This is a genomic window from Enterobacter cloacae complex sp. ECNIH7, from assembly GCF_002208095.1.
GTDB lineage: Bacteria > Pseudomonadota > Gammaproteobacteria > Enterobacterales > Enterobacteriaceae > Enterobacter > Enterobacter cloacae_M.
In genome coordinates, this window is record NZ_CP017990.1 from 793,879 (window position 1) to 815,448 (window position 21,570).

A 21,570-nucleotide genomic window follows, 5' to 3' on the forward strand; every position below is an offset into this window, starting at 1 on the left:
CTATCGAATGACGAGTATGATAAAGCAAATTATAGGCGATGTCCTTCAATTGACCGTGACTTGAACACAGTGATGATGACGTTGCGTCGGCCAGGAATATGACTATCCGGGGAGTATATGCAGTATTGGGGTAAAATAATCGGCGTTGCGTTCGCCATCATCATGGGTGCCGGGTTCTGGGGAATTGTGCTTGGGCTTATTATCGGCCATATGTTTGATAAGGCGCGCAGCCGCAAAATGGCCTGGTTTGCCAATCAGCGCGAGCGTCAGTCACTCTTTTTCTCCACCACCTTTGAGGTCATGGGGCATTTAACCAAATCCAAAGGGCGTGTCACAGAAGCCGATATTCAGATTGCCAGCGTTTTTATGGATCGCATGAACCTGCACGGCGACTCCCGTCTGGCAGCGCAAAATGCGTTTCGCATCGGTAAGTCGGATAATTATCCGCTTCGCGAAAAAATGCGTCAGTTCCGCAGCATCTGCTTTGGACGTTTTGATTTAATTCGGATGTTTCTGGAAATTCAAATCCAGGCGGCCTTCGCAGACGGCTCACTTCACCCTAACGAACGTGACGTGCTGTACGTCATTGCGGAAGAGCTGGGCATCTCCCGTATGCAGTTCGACCAGTTCCTGCGCATGATGCAGGGCGGGGCGCAGTTTGGCGGTGGCTATCATCAACAGTCGTCCGGCGGTGCTTGGCAGCAGGCGCAGCGTGGTCCGACGCTGGAAGACGCCTGTAACGTGCTTGGCGTTAAGCCCTCTGACGATCAGACCACGATTAAACGTGCCTATCGCAAGCTCATGAGTGAACACCATCCGGACAAACTGGTCGCGAAAGGCTTACCGCCAGAAATGATGGAGATGGCGAAGCAAAAAGCGCAGGAAATCCAGAAGGCGTACGAGCTCATAAAAGAGAAGAAAGGTTTCAAATAAAAAAAGCCCGACGATGTCGGGCTTTTTTTTTAGAAGTCCACCGGGGCTTTAAACGTCATCGCGTTACCGAAGGCCGGATGGGTGATGGTGAGCGTCTGCGCATGGAGCTGCAGACGTGGCGCTAAGGCCAGCGCTTCAGGCGGCGCGTAGAAGCGGTCGCCCAGAATCGGATGACCCAGGGCGAGCATATGCACGCGCAGCTGGTGCGAACGTCCGGTAATCGGCTTAAGCAGGACGCGCGCGGTATTATCCGGCGCGTACTCCAGCACTTCGTACTCGGTCTGCGCGGCCTTGCCGGTTTCGTAACACACCTTCTGCTTAGGCCGGTTCGGCCAGTCGCAGATCAGCGGTAAATCCACCAGGCCTTCCGCCTGCGCGGGGTGGCCCCAGACGCGGGCGACATACTGCTTTTTCGGCTCGCGCTCGCGGAACTGGCGCTTTAACTCGCGTTCCGCCGCTTTGTTCAGCGCTACCACAATTACGCCGCTGGTGGCCATATCCAGGCGATGGACAGACTCCGCCTGCGGATAATCGCGCTGAATGCGCGTCATCACGCTGTCTTTGTGCTCCTCCAGACGCCCCGGCACGGACAACAGGCCGCTGGGCTTGTTGACCACCATAATGTGTTCATCCTGATACAGAATGACCAGCCAGGGATCCTGCGGCGGATTGTAAGGCTCCATCACCATCTTGCGCTCCGTTTACTGATGCGTCACAACGATAAGACGCAGGGCATCCAGACGCCAGCCAGCCTGATTCAGGCTTTCCAGCACCTGCTGACGGTTGCTTTCAATCGCCGCCAGCTCGTCGTCGCGGATGTTCGGGTTGACCGCTTTTAACGCCTCCAGACGGGACAGCTCCGCAGACAGTTTCTCGTCGGCTTCACTGCGCGCGGTGTCAATCAGCGCTCTGGCCGCTTTTTCAATCTGGGTTTCGCCCAGTTGCAGAATCGCGTGCACATCCTGCTGTACCGCGTTCACCAGCTTGCTGCCCGTATGGCGGTTTACCGCGCTCAGCTGTCGGTTGAAACTCTCGAATTCAACCTGTCCTGCCAGGTTAGTGCCGTTTTTGTCCAGCAGCAGGCGGACGGGCGTTGGCGGCAGGAAACGGGTGAGCTGCAGCTGTTTCGGCGCCTGCGCTTCCACAACGTAAATCAGCTCCAGCAGCAGCGTTCCCACCGGCAGCGCCTTGTTTTTTAACAGGGAGATAGTGCTGCTGCCGGTATCGCCGGAGAGAATCAGGTCCAGCCCATTGCGGATCAGCGGGTGTTCCCAGGTGATGAACTGGGCATCTTCACGGGACAGCGCCACATCACGCTCGAAGGTGATGGTGCAGCCATCTTCTGGCAGGCCCGGGAAATCCGGAACCAGCATGTGATCGGACGGGGTCAGGACAATCAGGTTCTCGCCGCGATCGTCCTGGTTGATGCCGACGATATCGAACAGGTTCATGGAGAAGCTGATGAGGCTGGTGTCGTCATCCTGCTCTTCGATGCTCTCTGCCAGCGCCTGCGCTTTCTCACCGCCGTTAGAGTGGATCTCCAGCAGGCGATCGCGGCCCTGCTCCAGCTGAGCTTTCAGCGCGTCATGCTTCTCACGACAGGATTTAATCAGATCGTCAAAGCCCTCGGTGTTTTCCGGCGCGGCCAGGTAGCCGATAAGATCGCCATGCACTTGATCATAAATGGTGCGGCCCGTCGGGCAGGTATGTTCAAACGCGTCCAGACCTTCGTGGAACCAGCGTACCAGCACGGACTGCGCGGTTTTTTCCAGATACGGCACGTGGATCTGAATATCATGCGCCTGACCGATACGATCCAGACGGCCGATACGCTGCTCCAGCAGATCCGGGTTAAACGGCAGATCGAACATCACCAGGTTGCTGGCAAACTGGAAGTTACGGCCTTCAGATCCGATTTCCGAGCACAGCAGAACCTGTGCGCCGCTGTCCTCTTCCCCGAACCACGCCGCGGCGCGGTCGCGCTCGACGATGGACATGCCTTCGTGGAACACGGCGGCGCGAATGCCTTCACGCTCGCGCAGAACCTGTTCCAGCTGCAGCGCGGTGGCCGCTTTGGCGCAGATCACCAGCACTTTCCGGGAGCGGTGCGCGGTCAGGTAGCCCATCAGCCACTCCACGCGCGGGTCGAAGTTCCACCAGGTGCCGGTATCGCCTTCAAATTCCTGGTAGATTTGTTCCGGATAAAGCATGTCGCGGGCGCGCTCTTCCTGGGTTTTGCGCGCCCCCATAATGCCGGAGACTTTAATCGCCGTCTGATACTGCGTCGGCAGCGGCAGTTTAATCGTATGCAGCTCGCGTTTCGGGAAGCCTTTGACGCCGTTACGGGTGTTACGGAACAGCACGCGGCTGGTGCCGTGGCGGTCCATCAGCATGTCGATCAGCTCTTTACGCGCGGATTCCGCGTTGTCGCTGTCGCTGTTCGCAGCCTGCAAAAGCGGCTCGATATCCTGCTCGCCAATCAGATCGCTCAGGGTGTTGAGCTCGTCATCAGAAAGACGCTTGCCCGCCAGCAGCATGGCGACGGCATCCGCGACCGGACGGTAGTTATTTTGTTCTTCCACGAACTGCGCAAAGTCGTGGAAACGGTTTGGATCGAGCAGGCGCAAGCGTGCGAAGTGGCTTTCCAGACCAAGCTGCTCCGGCGTTGCGGTCAGCAGCAGAACGCCAGGCACGCGCTCGGCAAGCTGCTCGATAGCCATGTATTCGCGGCTCGGCGAGTCTTCGCTCCAGACCAGATGGTGCGCTTCGTCAACAACCATAATGTCCCACTCGGCATCGCACAGGTGCTCAAGACGCTGCTTGCTGCGGCGCACGAAGTCCAGGGAGCAAATGACCAGCTGTTCGGTTTCAAACGGGTTGTCGGCGTCGTGCTGCGCTTCGGCATAGCGTTCATCGTCGAACAGGGAAAAACGCAGGTTAAAGCGGCGCAGCATTTCAACCAGCCACTGGTGCTGCAGAGTTTCTGGCACCACGATCAGCACGCGTTCTGCAGCGCCGGAAAGCAGCTGTTGATGCAGGATCATGCCCGCTTCGATGGTTTTACCCAGGCCCACTTCATCTGCCAGCAGCACGCGCGGCGCGTGGCGACGGCCCACGTCGTGGGCGATGTTCAGCTGGTGGGGGATCAGGCTGGTGCGCTGGCCGCGCAGGCCGCTCCACGGCATGCGGTACTGTTCACTCTGGAACTTACGCGCGCGATAGCGCAGGGAGAAGCGATCCATACGGTCGATTTGCCCGGCAAACAGGCGGTCCTGCGGCTTACTGAACACCAGTTTGCTGTCGAGCAGCACTTCACGCAGGACGACATTGGCTTCATCCGTATCAAGACGAGTACCAATGTAGGCGAGCAGTCCATTCTCTTCTTTTACGTCTTCAATCTTGAGCTGCCAGCCGTCATGGCTGGTCACGGTGTCACCCGGATTAAACATCACGCGGGTTACAGGGGAGTCATTGCGAGCGTACAGACGGTTTTCACCGGTGGCAGGGAAGAGGAGGGTAACCATACGCGTATCGATTGCTACGACGGTTCCTAATCCAAGTTCGCTTTCTGTATCGCTGATCCAGCGTTGACCAAGTGTAAAAGGCATAGTTGTTCGGCTCTAATCTTTAATTGCAGGCAATAGTTCGACTACCGTCAAAAAAGACGGTCATCGAAAAATGGGTCCGGGAATGGAAAGGGCGCTATGGTACTGGATGGCAGCCATTTCGTCACGCGTCAAAATAGGCCAAGTTGCCCTGTCACTAGTGTAGCAAAATCATCGTCGATGAAGGGCAAAATTCCGTCGGCAACCGGCTGAAGCTGACGCGTCAGATAGTGTTCGTAATCCAGAGGAGAATGCTGATAATCCACGGGTTCCGGGCCGCTAGTGGTCCAGACGTATTTAATGGTTCCCCGGTTTTGATATTGCGGCGCGCGGCCACGGCGGACGTTTTCTTCATCCGCCAGACGCGCGGCGCGTACGTGCGGAGGAACGTTGCGCTGGTACTCCGCCAGCGGGCGGCGCAGGCGCTTGCGGTATACCAGCTGCGCGTCAAGTTCGCCCGCCATCAGGCTGGCTATCGTCTCGCGCACGTAGTCCTGATACGGCTCATTGCGAAACACCCGCAGATAGAGCGTCTGCTGGAACTGCTGTGCCAGCGGCGTCCAGTCGGTACGTACCGTCTCCAGCCCTTTAAACACCATCCGCTGCGCGTCGCCTTCCTGAATCAGCCCCGCGTAGCGCTTCTTGCTGCCCTGATCGGTGCCGCGAATGGTGGGCATTAAAAAGCGGGCGAAATGGGTTTCAAATTCCAGCTCCAGCGCGCTTGTTAACCGCTCTTTCTGCAAATGTTCCTGCCACCAGTCGTTCACGAAGGCGACCAGCGCTTTGCCGATTTGCGCGGCGTCGTCTTCAGAGTGCGCGCCCTTAAGCCACACAAAGGTGGAGTCCGTGTCGCCGTAGATGACGTCATAGCCCCGGGACTCAATCAGCGCTTTGGTCTGGCGCATGATCTCGTGCCCGCGCATGGTGATAGAGGAGGCCAGACGCGGATCAAAGAAGCGGCAGGCGCTGGTGCCCAGCACGCCGTAAAAAGCATTCATAATGATTTTTAGCGCCTGAGAAAGGGGCTTGTTGCCGTGGCGCTTGGCCTCATCGCGGCCGTGCCAGATGTTTCCCACGATTTCAGGCAGACAGTGTTTTTCCCGCGAAAAGCGTGCGCCGAGGAAGCCTTCCGTGCTGTGCTCATCATCCGGCTGGGCCATGCCTTCCACCAGCCCGACGGGGTCGATCAGGAAGGTGCGGATAATCGACGGGTAGAGGCTTTTGTAATCCAGCACCAGAACGGAGTCATACAATCCTGGCCGGGAGTCCATCACATACCCGCCGGGACTTGCCTGCGGCGGCACGTCCCCGAGGTTGGGGGCGACGTATCCTGCCCGATGCATCCGCGGAAAATAGAGGTGGCTAAAGGCCGCTACGGAGCCGCCGTGTCTGTCGACGGCCAGGCCGTTTACCGTCGCGCGCTCCAGCAGGAACGGCATAATCTCGGTTTTGTGGAAGATCTGCGTGACCAGCTCGCAGTCTTTCAGGTTATAGGTGGCGAGCGCGGGTTTGTCTTCGTTAAAGCGCCGGTCAATTTCGTCCATTCTGTCCCAGGGGTTGTCGATGGATTTGCCTTCGCCAAGCAGCTCCTGCGCGACGGCTTCCAGGGAGAATGAAGAGAAGTTCCAGAAGGCGGATTTTAGCGCCTCGATGCCGTCGATAATCAGGCGACCGTTAGCCTGCGCGAAGAAAACGCCGTTCTTAAAACCGTGTTCGCGCCATTCCAGCTCGCTGTTTCCGCGCCCCAGCATCAGCGGGATGCGGTAGCGCTCGGCGTGCTTTTGCAGCACGCGCAGGTCAAACTGCACCACGTTCCAGCCGATCAGGACGTCGGGGTCGTTGTCGGCAAACCACTGGTTAAGCTTCTCCAGCAGCTGCGGGCGGCTGTTGACGTACTCAAGCCGGAAATCCAGCGCGGAGGCATCGCCATTCGGCGGCCCGAGCATATAGACAACCCGATCGCCGCAGCCTTCCAGACCGATGCAGTACAGTTCGCCGTGGCGGGTGGTTTCAATATCCAGGGAGACCCACTTCAGCGGCGGGCGGTAGTGCGGATTCGGCTTCAGGCGCGCGTTAACGAGGCTGCCGCTATGATCGGTGCCGTCGACCCAGACGGGGGCGGTAATAAACCGCTCCATCAGAAAGCGTTCCGGTGGGCGAATATCCGCCTCGTAGAGCGTCACGCCCGCCTCGCGGAGCAGCTTTTCATAGCGCATCAGCTGACGATGGGCGCGACAGTAGAGGCCGTAAACCGGCTGACGGTGGAAATCTTTCAGCTCAAGCGGAGTGATGCGCCAGCCGTTTTCGCCGCGCAGTAGCTGTTTCACCTTCTCGACGTGGGCTTCAGGAATAAAAGCCACGGATTCCTGCGGGGGCAGCGTAACGTGCAGCGGACCGCTGTCGGTTGCCAGCCAGAACGCGACCTCGGTACCCTGAGGGGTATCCCGCCAGTGTCGGGTTAGTAAAAAGCCTTCTTGCGCCTGCGCCACGCCGTTATCCCAGAAAACAAAACCAGGCCTGATTATAGCCTGGTTAAGAATTTAATGCTGGGTTTATATACAGTTTACTGCCCGTAATAGGCCTTCGCGCCGTGCTTGCGCAGGTAATGCTTATCCAGCAGGGTTTGCTGCATATCCGGCAGCTGCGGCGCCAGCTGGCGACAGAAGATCCCCATATAGGCGACCTCTTCGAGCACGATGGCGTTATGCACCGCGTCTTCTGCGTTTTTACCCCAGGCAAACGGGCCGTGGGAGTGCACCAGCACGCCGGGCATCTGCGCCGCGTCGATCCCCTGTTTTTCGAGGGTTTCGACAATCACATTCCCCGTTTCCCACTCGTACTCACCGCCGATCTCCGCATCGGTCATCAGACGCGTGCAGGGAATGGTACCGTAGAAGTAGTCCGCGTGGGTGGTGCCGGTCGCCGGGATGGACTGGCCCGCCTGCGCCCAGATGGTGGCGTGGCGCGAATGGGTATGCACGATGCCGCCGATGCTCGGGAATGAGCGGTACAGCAGGCGGTGAGTCGGCGTATCGGAGGACGGTTTTTTCTTACCTTCGACCACTTCGCCGGTCTCGAGGCTGACAACGACCATATCGTCTGCGGCCATCACCGTGTAATCCACGCCGGAGGGCTTAATCACCAACACGCCTTTTTCGCGGTCAACGGCGCTGACGTTGCCCCAGGTCAGGGTGACCAGATTATGTTTCGGCAGCGCCAGGTTGGCTTCGAGCACCTGACGTTTGAGATCGTCTAACATTGTTGTCTCCCTGCCCGGTGAGCGTAGCGTCACCGGGCATTCCGTACTTAGCGTTTTGAACCGTAATAGACTTCGTTCCAGCGCAGTGCGTCCTTGAAGGCGGGCAGGCGGGTATCGTTATCAATCACGGTCAGCTCGATATCGTGCAGCTCGGCGAACTGACGCATGTCGTTCAGATCAAGGGCGTGGCTGAACACCGTGTGGTGCGCGCCGCCGGCCAGGATCCATGCCTCAGAGGCGGTTGGCAGATCAGGCTGCGCTTTCCACAGGGCGTTGGCGACCGGCAGTTTAGGCAGAGAGTGCGGCGTTTCAACCGCATCGACGCAGTTCACCAGCAGGCGGAAGCGATCGCCCAGGTCGATCAGGCTGGCGTTGATGGCCGGGCCCGTACGGGTGTTGAAGATCAGGCGCGCCGGATCGGCTTTACCGCCGATGCCGAGGTATTGCACGTCGAGGATCGGTTTCTCTTCCACGGCGATCGTCGGGCACACTTCCAGCATGTGCGAGCCGAGCACCAGGTCGTTGCCGTTTTCGAAGTGATAGGTGTAGTCCTCCATAAAGGAGGTGCCGCCCTGCAGACCGGTCGACATCACCTTCATGATGCGAAGCAGAGCGGCAGTTTTCCAGTCGCCTTCGCCCGCAAAGCCGTAGCCCTGCTGCATCAGACGTTGTACCGCCAGACCCGGCAGCTGTTTCAGGCCGTGGAGGTCTTCAAAGGTCGTCGTAAAGGCGTGGAAGCCGCCCTGTTCCAGGAAGCGCTTCATGCCCAGCTCGATGCGCGCCGCGTCCAGCACGTTCTGACGCTTGTCGCCGTTGATTTGTGCCGCAGGCGTCAGGCGGTAGCTGCTTTCGTACTCGTCCACCAGCGCGCTCACGTCGCCGTCGCTGATTTCATTCACCACCTGCACCAGGTCGCCCACGGCCCAGGTATTTACGGAGAAGCCGAACTTGATCTGCGCGGCCACTTTGTCGCCGTCGGTGACCGCCACTTCACGCATGTTGTCGCCGAAACGCACCACTTTCAGATGGCGGGTATCCTGTTTGGATACTGCCTGGCGCATCCAGGAGCCGATACGCTGTTGCGCTTTGCCATCCTGCCAGTGGCCGGTGACCACCGCGTGCTGCTGGCGCATACGCGCGCCGATGAAGCCGAACTCGCGGCCGCCGTGCGCGGTCTGGTTCAGGTTCATAAAGTCCATGTCGATGCTGTCCCACGGCAGGGAGGCGTTGAACTGGGTATGGAACTGCAGCAGCGGCTTGTTGAGGATAGACAGGCCGTTAATCCACATTTTAGCGGGTGAGAAGGTGTGCAGCCACACCACCAGACCGGCGCATTTATCGTCGTAGTTGGCGTCGCGGCAGATGTGGGTAATTTCATCCGGCGTCGTGCCCAGCGGTTTCAGCACCAGTTTGCACGGCAGTTTAGCTTCCGCATTCAGCGCGTTAACGACGTGCTCCGCGTGTTTCGTCACCTGCTGCAGCGCTTCCGGTCCGTACAGATGCTGGCTGCCAATCACAAACCACACTTCATAGTTATTAAAAATGGTCATCATCGTGTCCTTAATGGGTCAGGGTTGCCGTAGTGTCCGCGGTGCTTTTGGCCGGGGCGGCGACAGGGAGATAGTGAAGTTCGGCGCTTTTTGCCCATTGCTGGTAGCGCTGATAAAGCTGTTCAAAGCGCTGTGCCTGTTGGGTGCGCGGCTGGAGCGTGTTTTCGACGGCGCTCGCCATATGCTGCTGTGCGGTCGGGATGTCGGCATGGACGCCCGCGGCCACGGCGGCGAAAATCGCCGCGCCCAGCGCGCAGCACTGATCGGAGGCCACAATCTGCAGCGGACGGTTCAGCACGTCGCAGCAGGCCTGCATGATCGCCGGGTTTTTACGGGCGATGCCGCCCAGCGCCATCACGTTGTTCACGTCGATGCCCTGCCCGGTGAAGCACTCCATAATGGCGCGGGCACCGAAGGCCGTTGCGGCAATCAGACCGCCGAACAGCGCGGGCGCGTCGGTCGCCAGGTTGAGATCCGCGATCACCCCTTTCAGGCGCTGGTTGGCAAACGGCGTGCGGCGGCCGTTAAACCAGTCCAGCACCACCGGGAGGTGATCGAGAGACGGATTTTTGGCCCAGGCGTCGGTAAGCTGCGGCAGAAGCTGCTTTTTGCTGTCGGCTATCTGGGTTTTCAGTTCAGGATGCGCCGCCGCCAGCCGATCCAGCGGCCAGCCCAGCACGCGGCCAAACCAGGCGTAGATATCGCCAAACGCGGACTGACCGGCTTCCAGACCGATAAAGTCCGGCACCACGCTGCCGTCAACCTGGCCGCAGATGCCTTTCACCGCGCGGTCGCCGACGGTGGCTTTATCCGCCGTCAGGATGTCGCAGGTGGAGGTGCCGATAACTTTCACCAGGGTGTTGGGCTGCGCGCCCGCACCCACGGCGCCCATATGGCAGTCGAAGGCGCCGCCGGAGATGGCCACGTTCTGCGGCAGGCCGAGGCGTGTCGCCCACTCTTCGCAGAGGGTGCCGACCGGAATATCAGCGGTGAAGGTGTCGGTAAACAGCGGGTACGTCAGGCTCTTGTTGATGATCGGATCGAGCTCGTCGAAGAACGTGGCCGGAGGCAGACCGCCCCAGCTTTCGTGCCACAGGGATTTATGCCCGGCGCTGCAGCGGCCGCGGCGGATATCCTGCGGACGAGTGGTGCCGGAGAGCAGGGCAGGCACCCAGTCGCACAGCTCAACCCATGACGCCGCAGCCTGCGCAACGGCTGCGTCGGCACGGGTGACGTGAAGGATCTTGGCCCAGAACCATTCGCTGGAATAAATCCCGCCGATGTAGCGCGAGTAGTCTGTCTTGCCCGGCTGATGGCACAGTCGCGTAATGGCTTCAGCCTCTTCTACGGCGGTGTGGTCTTTCCACAGCACGAACATGGCGTTCGGGTTGTCGGCAAACTCCGGGCGCAGCGCCAGCACGCGGCCTTCGGCATCAACAGGGGCCGGCGTGGAGCCGGTGCTGTCGACGCCGATTCCGACAATCTCAGCCCGCTGAGCGTCGGTCAGTTCAGCCAGGACGGTTTTGATCGCCGCTTCCATCGACTCGATATAGTCACGCGGGTGGTGACGGAACTGGTTGTTAGGCGCATCGCAGTAGCGCCCCTCTTGCCAGCGCGGGTACCACTCAACGCTGGTTGCTATCTCCTGGCCGGACGTACAGTCCACTGCCAGCGCGCGAACCGAATCGCTGCCAAAATCGAGGCCAATCGCAATTGCCATGGTGTTGCTCCATCGAAAAAACAGGTATGGAAGAACATTAGAGACTGGGGAAAAAAGTCGTCAGGCAGGATCCGCTAATCTTATGGACTAAATTGCTGTTACAACGGAAAGTGTGACGCCGTGCAAATATTCAATGTGGACATTTCTGCCGCACTTATAGACACTTTTGTTACTGGTTATCTGCCTGCTCTGGCGGAGAAATCAGGGGGAAAGGCTGAAACATGGCGGACGTAAAAGCGGCGTGATGCTTTTTGGATCTTTTCGCGGGCCATTTTAAAGCTGCTTTTAGTGATATGGACAATTGGTTTCCTTCAGGACCCTTGGGAGAACTGAATCTATGGCCGAAACGCAAAACGATCCCCTGCTGCCGGGATACTCGTTTAACGCGCACCTTGTGGCGGGACTGACCCCTATCGAGGCTGAGGGATACCTCGACTTTTACGTCGACCGACCGCTCGGCATGAAAGGGTATATCCTCAATCTGACCGTGCGAGGAGAAGGGATCATCAAGAACGGTGACCAGCAGTTTGTCTGCCGCCCCGGCGATATCCTGCTGTTCCCGCCGGGGGAAATCCACCACTATGGCCGTCATCCCGATGCCAAAGAGTGGTATCACCAGTGGGTCTATTTCCGTCCGCGCGCCTACTGGCAGGAGTGGCTTTCGTGGCCAGCTATTTTTGCGCACACCGGTTTTTATCGCCCGGATGAGGTTCATCTGGCGCAGTTTCGCGAGCTTTTTGCGCAGATTATCGAGGCGGGACAGGCCGGTGGTCGCTACGCCGAACTGCTGGCGATTAACCTGCTCGAACAGCTGCTGCTTCGCCGCATGGAGGCGATTAACGAGTCGCTTAACCCCCCGCTGGACAACCGCGTGCGCGACGCCTGCCAGTACATCAGCGACCACCTGGCCGATAGCCAGTTTGATATCGCCAGCGTTGCTCAGCACGTCTGCCTGTCGCCGTCGCGGCTGTCGCATCTTTTCCGCCAGCAGCTGGGCGTCAGCGTATTGAGCTGGCGCGAGGATCAGCGCATCAGCCAGGCGAAGCTGCTGCTCAGCACCACCCGGATGCCGATTGCCACCGTGGGGCGTAACGTGGGCTTTGAGGATCAGCTCTATTTCTCCCGGGTATTTAAAAAATGCACCGGTGCCAGCCCGAGCGAATTCCGCGCGGGATGTGAATAAACGGTAAAAAAAGATAAACAAACAGGTGAATGCAGAAAGCAACCTGTAAACTATTCAGACAATTGTTGCCTTGACGCGGTGCGGGGCGCTAAGCAGAATCGCTGATTCGTTTTCTGACCGGAATAGTTATGCAGGCATTGCTGGAACACTTTATTACCCAGTCCGTTATGTACTCGCTCATCGCCGTGGCGCTGGTGGCGTTTCTGGAATCGCTGGCGCTGGTTGGGCTGATCCTGCCCGGCACCGTGATGATGGCAGGGCTTGGGGCGCTGATTGGCAGCGGCGAGGTTAATTTCTGGCAGGCGTGGCTGGCCGGAATAATCGGCTGCCTGCTCGGCGACTGGATCTCCTTCTGGCTGGGCTGGCGCTTTAAGAAGCCGCTGCACCGCTGGTCGTTCATGAAAAAGAACAAAGCCCTGCTGGATAAAACCGAGCATGCGCTGCATCAGCACAGCATGTTTACCATCCTCGTCGGCCGCTTTGTCGGGCCAACGCGTCCGCTGGTGCCGATGGTGGCGGGAATGCTGGATCTGCCCGTCGCAAAATTCGTGGTGCCGAACATTATCGGCTGCGTCTTCTGGCCGCCGTTCTACTTCCTGCCGGGGATCCTCGCGGGCGCTGCCATCGATATTCCTGACGGCATGCAAAGCGGTGAGTTTAAGTGGCTGCTGCTGGGCACGGCTGTGCTGCTGTGGCTGGCGGCATGGCTCTGCTGGCGGCTGTGGCGCAGCGCGAAAGCCAGCGTCGATCGTCTGACGCGCTATCTCCCGCGCACTCGTCTTTTGTGGCTGGCCCCGCTGACGCTGGGTGTGGCCGTGGTAGCCCTGGTCGCGCTGATTCGCCACCCGCTGATGCCGGTGTACGGTGAGATTTTATTGAAAGTGGTGAGCCGTTAAGGACTTTTTCCCTCTCCCTGTGGGAGAGGGCATCAGACGGCACGAATGCCCAACAGTGAAGACGCCCCCGCTTTACCGCTCAGCAGTTCTTCTGTTTTTCCATCCCACAAAATACGCCCTTCGGCAATCACTATCGATCGCGGGGCGATGCGGGCAGCATCCTCAATACTGTGTGAAACCATCAGCATCGTCAGCTGCTGGCGCTGACAAACGTCCTGCACCAGGGCGAGCATCTCCTGGCGCAGCGCGGGATCGAGCGCCGAGAACGGCTCATCCAGCAGCAGGATCGGCTGCTCGCGGACCAGACATCGCGCCAGCGCCACGCGCTGACGCTGGCCGCCGGAAAGCTCGCCCGGGAGCCTGTCGATGAACTCGTTGATCCCCATCTGGGCGGCAATGATCTCCAGCTTCTGACGCTGGGCATCGTTCAGCCTGAGTCCCGGATGCATTCCCAGCGCGATGTTTTGCCGCACCGTCAGGTGGGTAAACAGGTTGTTTTCCTGAAACAGCATTGAGACCGGACGTTTTGCGGGCGGCGTGTGGGTATGATCTTGATTGTTAATGGCGATCGCACCGCTTGCCGGCTGCAGAAAACCCGCAATCAGATTAAGCAGCGTGCTTTTTCCCGCGCCGCTTGGGCCAAGCACGGCGATCATCTCCCCCTGGCGCACGGAGAGCGTGAAGCGCATCGGCAGATGCTGGTAAAGCCAGGTTACATCAGTCAGTTTTAACATCACGCCCCGGAAGTTTTTCGATAACGGTAAATAAGGCAAAGCACAGCAGCAGCAGTAACAGCGCGGTGACCGCGCCGTCCTGGCTGCGGTAAGAGCCGATTTGCTGATAGAGCCAGTATGGCAGCGTGCGGAAATCGTCATTGCCAAAGAGAGCCACCACGCCAAAATCCCCAATCGACAATACGCAGGCAAACGCCAGCGCCTGCGCCAGCGGACGTTTCAGTGCGCGCAGTTCGACCACCATCAGCCGCTGCCAGCCCTGCATACCCAGCGACTGGCACAGCAAACCGTAGCGGCTGTTGACGTCGCGCATCGGGTTTTCCAGCACCTTAAGCGCGTAGGGGATGGCCATTAAGGCGTTGGTAAAAATCACAATGCCATCGGCGCTTTCCGGCAGGCCGATGGTGCTGTTAAACAGTAAAAAGAAGCCCGTCGCCAGCACGATGCCCGGCATCGCCAGAATCAGCATGCCCGTCAGCTCCAGCACCTGCCCGGCCTTACGGGCCTGACGCGCGTAGAGTTCGCGGCTGCTCCACAGCAGCATCATGGTCAGCATGACGCACAGTAACCCTGCCGCCAGCGCGATACGCAGCGAGGTCCAGGTCGCCTGCCAGAGGACGGGCTGTTGCAGGACGGAGATGAGATTGAGGTTCAGTCCGTCAACGATAACGGCCATCAGCGGCGGCAGCAGAAGCAGAAGCGCCAGCGCGATCAGGATAAAATCGGTAACGCGGCTGTGCAGGCTGTCCTGCGGATCGCGCCAGCCGGTTATTTGATTACTGCCAGCGGGAATGGCTTTACTCAGCCGCTGGCTCAACAGGACCAGCACAAGGCAGCACGCCATCTGCACCATCGCCAGCAGCGCGGCGCGACCGGGATCGTAGTCGTAACTCAGCGCCTGGTAAATCGCCAGCTCAATAGTGGTGGCCTGCGGCCCGCCGCCGAGCGACAGCACGGTGGCAAAGCTGGCAAAGCAGAGCATAAAGATTAACGCCGCGACGGGCGGGATCTGGCGGCGCAGCCACGGCCATTCGACAAAGCGGAAGAACGACACGCCGCGCATGCCGAGCTGAGCCGCAATCTGGCGCTGTTCACCGGGAATATTTTCCAGCGCCTGCAAAAAGAGGCGCGTCGCCATCGGCATATTGAAAAACACGTGCGCCAGCAGAATGCCCTGCAGTCCGTAAGGCGAGAATGACCATTCCAGACCAAGCTGGCCGAACAGCGAAGCCAGCCAGCCCTGGCGACCGTAAACGCTGAGGATCCCAAATACCGCCACCAGCACGGGCAGGATCAGCGTCATGGCACAAAGGCGAAGCAGCGCCTCTCTGCCTGGGAAGCGCCGACGATACAGCGCGCGCGCCAGGAAAATAGCCGGGATCGCCGACAGCAGGGCAGAGAGAGACGCCTGCCAGAAGGAGAACCGGATAACGTGCCAGAGGTAGCTGTCGTGCCAGAGGGCGAGCAGGTCGCTCTCTGGCGCGTTGAACCACAGTGCAAGAAAAGCCCCCAGGCTGACCGCCACCATCACTGTGGCGGCGAGCAGCCCGGGAAGTAACCAGCCGGGAATCAACGGCTGACGGCGCGTTGCCATTCACTTACCCATGCTGCACGCTGCGCGGCGACCTGCTGCGGCGTAAACTCCAGCGAGGTGTTTGGTTTGGTCAGCTGCTCGAAACCTGCGGGCAGCGCAACGTTCGTAACCGGATACATCCAGTTGCCTGCGGGAATCGCATTCTGGAACGCCGGTGAGACCATAAACTTCAGGAACTTCTCGGCCAGCTCCGGCTGTTTGCTGGCGGCGGTACGCGCGGCGACTTCCACCTGCAGATAGTGCCCTTCAGCAAAATCAGCGGCAGCATAGTTATCTTTCTTCTCGGCGATGATGTGGTAGGCCGGAGAGGTGGTGTAGCTCAGCACCAGGTCGCTTTCGCCTTTCAGGAACAGGCCATAGGCTTCGCTCCAGCCTTTGGTGACGGTGACGGTTTTGGCGGCCAGTTTCTGCCACGCCTCCGGCGCTTTATCCCCATAAACCTTTTGCATCCACAGCAGCAGGCCCAGGCCTGGCGTGCTGGTGCGCGGATCTTCATAAATCACGCGCCATTTCTGGTCACTTTCGACCAGCTCTTTCAGGCTCTTCGGCGGGTTTTTCAGCTTATTTTTGTCGTAAACAAAAGCAAAGTAGCCATAGTCGAACGGCACAAAGGTGTCGTTTTTCCAGCCGCCCGGCACGTTAACGGCATCTGCCGCGACGCCGCTTTTGGCAAACAGTTTGGTCTGCGAGGCGGCTTCCAGCAGGTTGTTATCCAGCCCGAGCACCACGTCGGCCTTGCTGTTTTTCCCTTCCATGCGCAGACGGTTGAGCAGCGATACGCCATCTTCCAGCGCCACGAACTTCAGTTCGCAGTTACAGTCCGCTTCGAAAGCTTTTTTAACTACCGGGCCAGGGCCCCAGTCGGCAGAGAAGGAGTCATAGGTGTAGACCGTCAGGACGGGCTTCGCAAAAGCAGGCAGCGCAAACAGCGCCAGCAGGGGGAGAACTTTTTTTAACACTTTGCACCTCAAAGTTGAGTGGCAAAGGATTTTGAGAGACAGCCTCAAATCCCTTCGCCGGCGTTATCCGGATCAGGTTCGACGGGTATTATCTCAGCGCACATCTTTGATGCAGCACCCCGTTGAGAACGGCGCTATTGTAATGATTTGGTGAATATTACGAAAGCGTTATGGCTCCGGCGGCGCAAACCAGGCGGATTTAAAATCAAACCAGCCCAGGGTGTTCATCCGCAGGCCGCGCATGCTGCGCTGGCCCTGGATCATCAGCCAGTGGTGGATCAAGGGTACGATCGCCTGCTCGGCCAGCAGCTGCTGGCACCACGCTGCAAGATTCATTTCGCCCGCGCGCCACAGGGCGGCGTCCTGCTGCCAGTCACGGTCGATGCAGTGCTGGATCAGCGGGACTTCATACAAATGCGAGAAAAGGGAAAAATCGAGCGGCAGGGTAAAGTTGGCGCTGTTGAGCCAGATATCACTGGCGATCTCCCCCTGATGCCATTCGTCATAGTCCACTTCCCTGACCTCTAACCTGACCCCCTCGGCTGCCAGCAGCCGGGTCATGATTCTGGCGATAAAACGATGCTCCACGTGCTCGCGGTAGTAGGTCAGGGTGATGGACTCCAGCCCTGCGGGTTTGTCGCAGTGAACCGGGCGGGCGTGGTGCCAGCGCGGAAGCAGGCCGTACGCCGGGAACCAGTATGTCTGGTACTGCTCTTCCGCATGGTAAATCAGATTGGAAGGGGACAAAACGTGGCTGATCCACTTGCGGACGGCCTGATTTGCCCCACGGTGGGTGCGGCGGTCAAACAGGAGATAGTAGCATCCCTCCTCCAGGCGACTCTCCACGGCTTTTTCTCCCGTGGTGGGGCCTTCCAGCGTCAGCCCGCAGCTCAGGTCTTCATTGAGATCCGGCAATACCCAGACGTTCACTTCGTCGATCAGCGCCCGATAGCCAAAGTAGTCGTCGAACGCGCGGATTTTCAGCTGGTTGCTGTTATTGCGGGACACGGAGTAAGGCCCGGTGCCAATCGGCAGGCTGGCAAAGTTGTTCATTGATTCCCACTCGCCGGGCAAAATCATCGACGGCACATAGCCCAGCAGCCAGGGAAGCCACTTATCCTGCTGCGACAGCTCAATATCCAGCGTCCAGTCCGTGGGGGAGTGGACGCGGGAAATATGCGAGTAGAGCGGGAGCCTGCGGGCACGTTCCAGAGAGGCGATGACGTCGTGCATTTCCAGCTCGCGGCCGTGGTGAAAATGGATGCCGGGGCGTAAAAAAAAGCGCCAGTGAAGCGGGGAAACCTGCTGCCAGTGGTGCGCGATATCCGCCTCCAGTTCCCCGTTTTCCTCATTTATCCGCGTCAGGCCGCTGAAGATTTGCCGGGCCATGTGGGTTTCAGAGCGGCGTAAGGCCGTGCCGGGCAACAGATTTTTCATCGGACGGTAGTAGAGCACCCGCAGAATGTGTCGGCCCTGACGAAAGCTGCGCCCGAGATGGGAAACCAGCATCTGGCGCACGGCGGCTTTGTCGCCCACCAGTTGGACCAGTTGATCGATGCGATCCTGCTCGAGCAGATCTTCCGCGCGCTGCTGCTGCAGCGCCAGCCCGGTATAGAGGAAAGTCAGCCGCGAGCGTTTGCCGCGTCCCGCCTCCGCTTCCCAGCTTAACCAGCCCTGCTGCTGCATGGTGTTGAGCAGCGTGCGCATATGGCGGCGGGAGCAGCTAAGCAGGTCAGCCAGCTCGTTGAGCGTGGTCTCCTGCGATTGCCCCTCGCAGCACTGCCAGAGGCGGATAAACTGTTGTTGCAGACGACCGGAAGGCATAAAAGGGGAACTCCTGACAAAAAACCAGCAATTTATTTTTCCCTATATTAGGCCAATAATTCTCCCCGATGAAGCGAGGAGGTAAATTATGAAGAGGTCTACCGCACGTCAGTTCTATCAGCAGTACTTTTCAGCGACAAAAGGAGCGTCCTGGCTGGCCCGCCGGTGTGCAGAGCAACGGCTGAAAACGTTAGAAGAATTGATGCAGTGGGACGTTACAGCCCCGACCTCTTCCCGCTAACTCGCCTCGATCATGTGTGACTGAGTATTGGTGCTTATCACCCGCCAGCAAAATGTTTTTGCTGGCTTTTTTCGTTTACTATTCACCCAATTTCGATTCGCTTTCACAAGGACTTGCGCATGCTGTGGTTGATGACGATGGGGCGACGCCTGAACGGCGTGTATGCCGCTTTTATGCTGGTGGCCTTTATGATGGGCGTGGCGGGGGCGCTGCAGGCGCCGACGCTGAGCCTGTTTCTCAGCCGCGAGGTGGGGGCGCAGCCGTTTTGGGTCGGCCTGTTTTACACCGTTAACGCCATTGCCGGGATCCTGGTCAGCCTCGCGCTGGCGAAACGATCGGACAGCCAGGGCGATCGCCGCAGGCTGATCCTCTTTTGCTGCGCCATGGCCGTGGGTAACGCGCTGCTCTTTGCCTTCAACCGTCATTATCTGACGCTCATTACCTGCGGCGTGCTGCTGGCATCGCTGGCGAACACCGCCATGCCGCAGCTGTTCGCGCTGGCCCGTGAATATGCGGATAACTCGGCGCGGGAAGTGGTGATGTTCAGCTCGGTGATGCGCGCCCAGCTTTCGCTGGCGTGGGTCATTGGTCCGCCGCTGGCCTTCATGCTGGCGTTGAACTACGGCTTTACCACCATGTTTTCCATCGCCGCCGGGATTTTTGTCATCAGCCTGGCGCTTATTGCCTTCGCGCTGCCGTCCGTGGCGCGCGTCGAACAGTCGACGGATAAACCTGTCACCGAAGTGAGCGGCTGGCAGGACAAAAACGTCCGCATGCTGTTTATTGCCTCCACGCTGATGTGGACCTGCAACACCATGTACATCATCGATATGCCGCTGTGGATCAGCAGCGATCTGGGCCTGCCGGACAAGCTCGCGGGGATCTTAATGGGAACTGCCGCCGGGCTGGAAATCCCGGCAATGATTCTGGCGGGTTACTACGTTAAGCGGTTTGGAAAGCGCAGGATGATGATCGTCGCCGTGGCGGCCGGGGTGCTGTTCTACGCGGGGCTGATCCTTTTCCATTCGCGGGAAGCTTTGCTGGCTCTGCAGCTGTTTAACGCCGTGTTTATTGGGATTGTTGCCGGGATCGGCATGCTCTGGTTTCAGGATCTCATGCCCGGCCGTGCCGGCTCGGCGACCACGCTTTTTACCAACAGCATTTCAACCGGGGTGATTCTGGCGGGCGTGATTCAGGGGGCGCTGGCGCAAAGCTACGGCCATGCGTCTGTCTACTGGATGATTGCGGCGCTATCCGTCGTGACGCTTCTGCTGACCTGCCGCGTAAAAGACGTGTGATCGGATGAACGAAACGGAGCCCGGGAACGCCGGGCTCTGTGAACCGTTTTATTCTGAATACTGATATTTACGCTGCGCGCGTAGCGTCAGGTACATATGAACGAGGCCCATGAAGCCGTGTGCCCAGAAATATGTCTCAATAAAGACCGTCAGGAATTTATGCAAATCCAGGACGGATTCCGTGACGGACGAAACCGGCCCGAGCGTGGCGTTCAGCACGTACCAGGCCGCGCCGCAGAGTGCAACGCCCAGCAGCGCCAGCACGCCCAGACCTTGCACCGTTGCCGCCATACCGCCAGCATGCGCGTCAGGAAGCTGACGCTGCGCGAGGGTGCGAATATCGTCAACAATTCCGCGAAAATCCAGCACCAGCAAGGCGAAGTAATACTTAAATCCGCGCTGGGTTAACATCCATGCCATCATGGCAATGCCACAAAAAATTAAACCAAATCCGGAGATAACATGGATCCAGGTGACAATTCCGTTCAGCCCGGATTCGTGGAGGGCTTCACTTTCGGTGAAATTAGAATTGATAATCTGGGCCAGGACCAGTACGGCCACAAGAATGTGCAGTATGCGAAGAAAAGGCGTTTCTTTATGGGGAAGCGTATCGCGTAATGTTGGTTTCATCGCATTTTACCTCAATAATGAGAGAGCTGATGCGATGCAGTGTGACGCAGATTAATTAACGAAACCTTAACGATCGGTTGCGTCACACTGTATTTATGCGTTTCGATTAGCGGGCAGGATCAATATGCGTCATCACGTTCAGCACATTGAATTTTTGCATCACGTTATTTCTGGCATTAACGGCAATCTGATGTCCTTCTTTTACGCTTAATTCGCCGTTTACTTCCAGATGAACATCGACAAGGGCTAAATCACCCATCTTGCGGGTTTTTAAATCATGGAGTCCGGTGACGCCCTCGGTTGCGAGAAGACACGTTTTGATGTCGTGCTCCAGTTCGGGCTCCAGCGAGCGGTCCATCAGGTCGTGCAGGGCATCGGCAGAGAATTTGTAACCCATATGGGCGATGAAAATCCCGACAATCAGGGCCGCAATGAGGTCCATCGCGTGAAAACCCACTAAATTCCCGGCAATGCCGATGGCGACAACCACTGACGACGCTGCGTCAGAACGGGCGTGCCAGGCATTGGCTATCAGCAGCGAGGACTGAACACGTTTTCCCGTGGCAAACATGTATCTGAACAGGCTTTCCTTCACCACCAGCGCCAGTATTGCCACCCACAACGCGGCCCCGTTCACCAGCTGATGCGTCTCGGGGTGAAGCAGTTTATTGCCTGCGGACCAGAGCATCCCGACCCCCACAAGCAGCAGAATAGCGCCAATAATGAGCTTTGCACCGTTTTCGAAACGCAGATGACCGTAATGATGATCGATATCAGAGGCTTTCTGACTCTTTTTATTCGCAACCAGAACGACAAAGTCGGAGGATAAATCGGAAAGAGAATGAATCCCATCAGCAATTAAACCCTGTGAGCCGGAAAATATTCCTGCAAGTATCTGAAAGGCGGTGAGTAAACTATTTATTATTACGCTTACTAATGTGCATTTATGTATTTCCCGAGAACGGATATGAGACTCATTGCCATTTTTCTTTTCCATGATTGTTTCCGCTGCCAGCTGATTGAACGGTTATTCTGCGCAGGAAACATTAAATTGACATTAAATATAACGTCATTAGTGGCTGGGTTTGGGAAGTATTTACAGAAGGAGTCGGGTATCAAGATAAAATGCGGCCTGCAGAATGGA

17 protein-coding genes and 1 riboswitch are annotated in these 21,570 nt (G+C 58.2%); of the genes, 5 read left to right on the forward strand and 12 right to left on the reverse strand.

The genetic code is table 11. The annotated features are described in order from the left end of the window. Window positions 1-117 precede the first annotated feature (117 nt). Entirely contained in the window at window positions 118-933 is an 816-nt protein-coding gene (djlA, locus tag WM95_RS03850; RefSeq protein WP_023310366.1) for a co-chaperone DjlA, read from the forward strand. A 29-nt stretch (window positions 934-962) separates the two neighbouring features. On the opposite strand, the gene rluA is transcribed toward djlA, so the two are convergent. From rluA to araB, 6 genes are all read right to left on the reverse strand, one after another. Beyond that, window positions 963-1,622, reverse strand: coding sequence for a bifunctional tRNA pseudouridine(32) synthase/23S rRNA pseudouridine(746) synthase RluA (rluA, locus tag WM95_RS03855; RefSeq protein WP_063408266.1), 660 nt, complete (start codon window positions 1,620-1,622; stop codon window positions 963-965). A gap of 12 nt (window positions 1,623-1,634) precedes the next feature. Further along, window positions 1,635-4,541, reverse strand: a complete 2,907-nt coding sequence (rapA, locus tag WM95_RS03860; RefSeq protein ID WP_088544642.1) for an RNA polymerase-associated protein RapA — start codon at window positions 4,539-4,541, stop codon at window positions 1,635-1,637. 128 nt (window positions 4,542-4,669) lie between these two features. Continuing rightward, window positions 4,670-7,027: a DNA polymerase II gene (polB, locus tag WM95_RS03865; protein WP_063408268.1), complete on the reverse strand. Its 2,358-nt coding sequence runs from the start codon at window positions 7,025-7,027 to the stop codon at window positions 4,670-4,672. A 74-nt stretch (window positions 7,028-7,101) separates the two neighbouring features. After that, complete coding sequence (araD, locus tag WM95_RS03870) at window positions 7,102-7,797, reverse strand: L-ribulose-5-phosphate 4-epimerase (protein ID WP_088544643.1); 696 nt, start codon at window positions 7,795-7,797, stop codon at window positions 7,102-7,104. A 47-nt stretch (window positions 7,798-7,844) separates the two neighbouring features. Then, window positions 7,845-9,347: an L-arabinose isomerase gene (araA, locus tag WM95_RS03875; RefSeq protein WP_023310371.1), complete on the reverse strand. Its 1,503-nt coding sequence runs from the start codon at window positions 9,345-9,347 to the stop codon at window positions 7,845-7,847. Window positions 9,348-9,357: 10 nt separating this feature from the next. After that, a complete protein-coding gene (gene araB, locus WM95_RS03880; protein ID WP_063408270.1) occupies window positions 9,358-11,067 on the reverse strand; it encodes a ribulokinase in 1,710 nt (569 codons plus the stop codon). Between the two features lie 337 nt (window positions 11,068-11,404). Between araB and araC the strand changes: the two genes are divergently transcribed. Beyond that, window positions 11,405-12,250, forward strand: a complete 846-nt coding sequence (gene araC, locus WM95_RS03885; protein WP_023310373.1) for an arabinose operon transcriptional regulator AraC — start codon at window positions 11,405-11,407, stop codon at window positions 12,248-12,250. Window positions 12,251-12,378: 128 nt separating this feature from the next. Then, window positions 12,379-13,146 carry a DedA family protein gene (locus WM95_RS03890; protein ID WP_023310374.1) on the forward strand — a complete coding sequence of 256 codons (768 nt, stop codon included), beginning with the start codon at window positions 12,379-12,381 and terminating at the stop codon, window positions 13,144-13,146. 32 nt (window positions 13,147-13,178) lie between these two features. Here the strand turns inward: WM95_RS03890 and thiQ are convergent, their stop codons facing one another. The 4 genes from thiQ to sgrR all read right to left on the reverse strand — a co-directional run bounded on the left by thiQ (window position 13,179) and on the right by sgrR (window position 18,257). After that, on the reverse strand, window positions 13,179-13,880 hold the full coding sequence (gene thiQ, locus WM95_RS03895) for a thiamine ABC transporter ATP-binding protein ThiQ (protein WP_063408271.1): 702 nt from the start codon (window positions 13,878-13,880) through the stop codon (window positions 13,179-13,181). Next, a complete protein-coding gene (gene thiP, locus WM95_RS03900; RefSeq protein ID WP_063408272.1) occupies window positions 13,864-15,474 on the reverse strand; it encodes a thiamine/thiamine pyrophosphate ABC transporter permease ThiP in 1,611 nt (536 codons plus the stop codon). The genes thiQ and thiP overlap by 17 nt, the downstream gene beginning before the upstream one ends. Continuing rightward, complete coding sequence (gene thiB, locus WM95_RS03905; protein ID WP_045355125.1) at window positions 15,450-16,433, reverse strand: thiamine ABC transporter substrate binding subunit; 984 nt, start codon at window positions 16,431-16,433, stop codon at window positions 15,450-15,452. The genes thiP and thiB overlap by 25 nt, the downstream gene beginning before the upstream one ends. A 31-nt stretch (window positions 16,434-16,464) precedes the next feature. After that, window positions 16,465-16,565: riboswitch (TPP riboswitch) on the reverse strand. A gap of 36 nt (window positions 16,566-16,601) precedes the next feature. Further along, window positions 16,602-18,257, reverse strand: a complete 1,656-nt coding sequence (gene sgrR, locus WM95_RS03910) for an HTH-type transcriptional regulator SgrR (protein WP_063408273.1) — start codon at window positions 18,255-18,257, stop codon at window positions 16,602-16,604. 88 nt (window positions 18,258-18,345) lie between these two features. On the opposite strand from sgrR, the gene sgrT reads away from it, so the two are divergent. Together sgrT and WM95_RS03920 are read left to right on the forward strand one after the other, a co-directional pair. After that, window positions 18,346-18,498 (forward strand): glucose uptake inhibitor SgrT, encoded by a 153-nt coding sequence (gene sgrT / locus WM95_RS03915; RefSeq protein WP_023310379.1) that lies wholly within the window; start codon window positions 18,346-18,348, stop codon window positions 18,496-18,498. Between the two features lie 119 nt (window positions 18,499-18,617). Beyond that, a complete protein-coding gene (locus tag WM95_RS03920; protein WP_063408274.1) occupies window positions 18,618-19,796 on the forward strand; it encodes a sugar efflux transporter in 1,179 nt (392 codons plus the stop codon). A gap of 48 nt (window positions 19,797-19,844) precedes the next feature. On the opposite strand, the gene WM95_RS03925 is transcribed toward WM95_RS03920, so the two are convergent. Then, window positions 19,845-20,426: a cytochrome b/b6 domain-containing protein gene (locus WM95_RS03925; protein ID WP_063408275.1), complete on the reverse strand. Its 582-nt coding sequence runs from the start codon at window positions 20,424-20,426 to the stop codon at window positions 19,845-19,847. A 106-nt stretch (window positions 20,427-20,532) separates the two neighbouring features. Then, on the reverse strand, window positions 20,533-21,423 hold the full coding sequence (locus tag WM95_RS03930; protein WP_063408276.1) for a cation diffusion facilitator family transporter: 891 nt from the start codon (window positions 21,421-21,423) through the stop codon (window positions 20,533-20,535). Window positions 21,424-21,570: the final 147 nt, after the last annotated feature.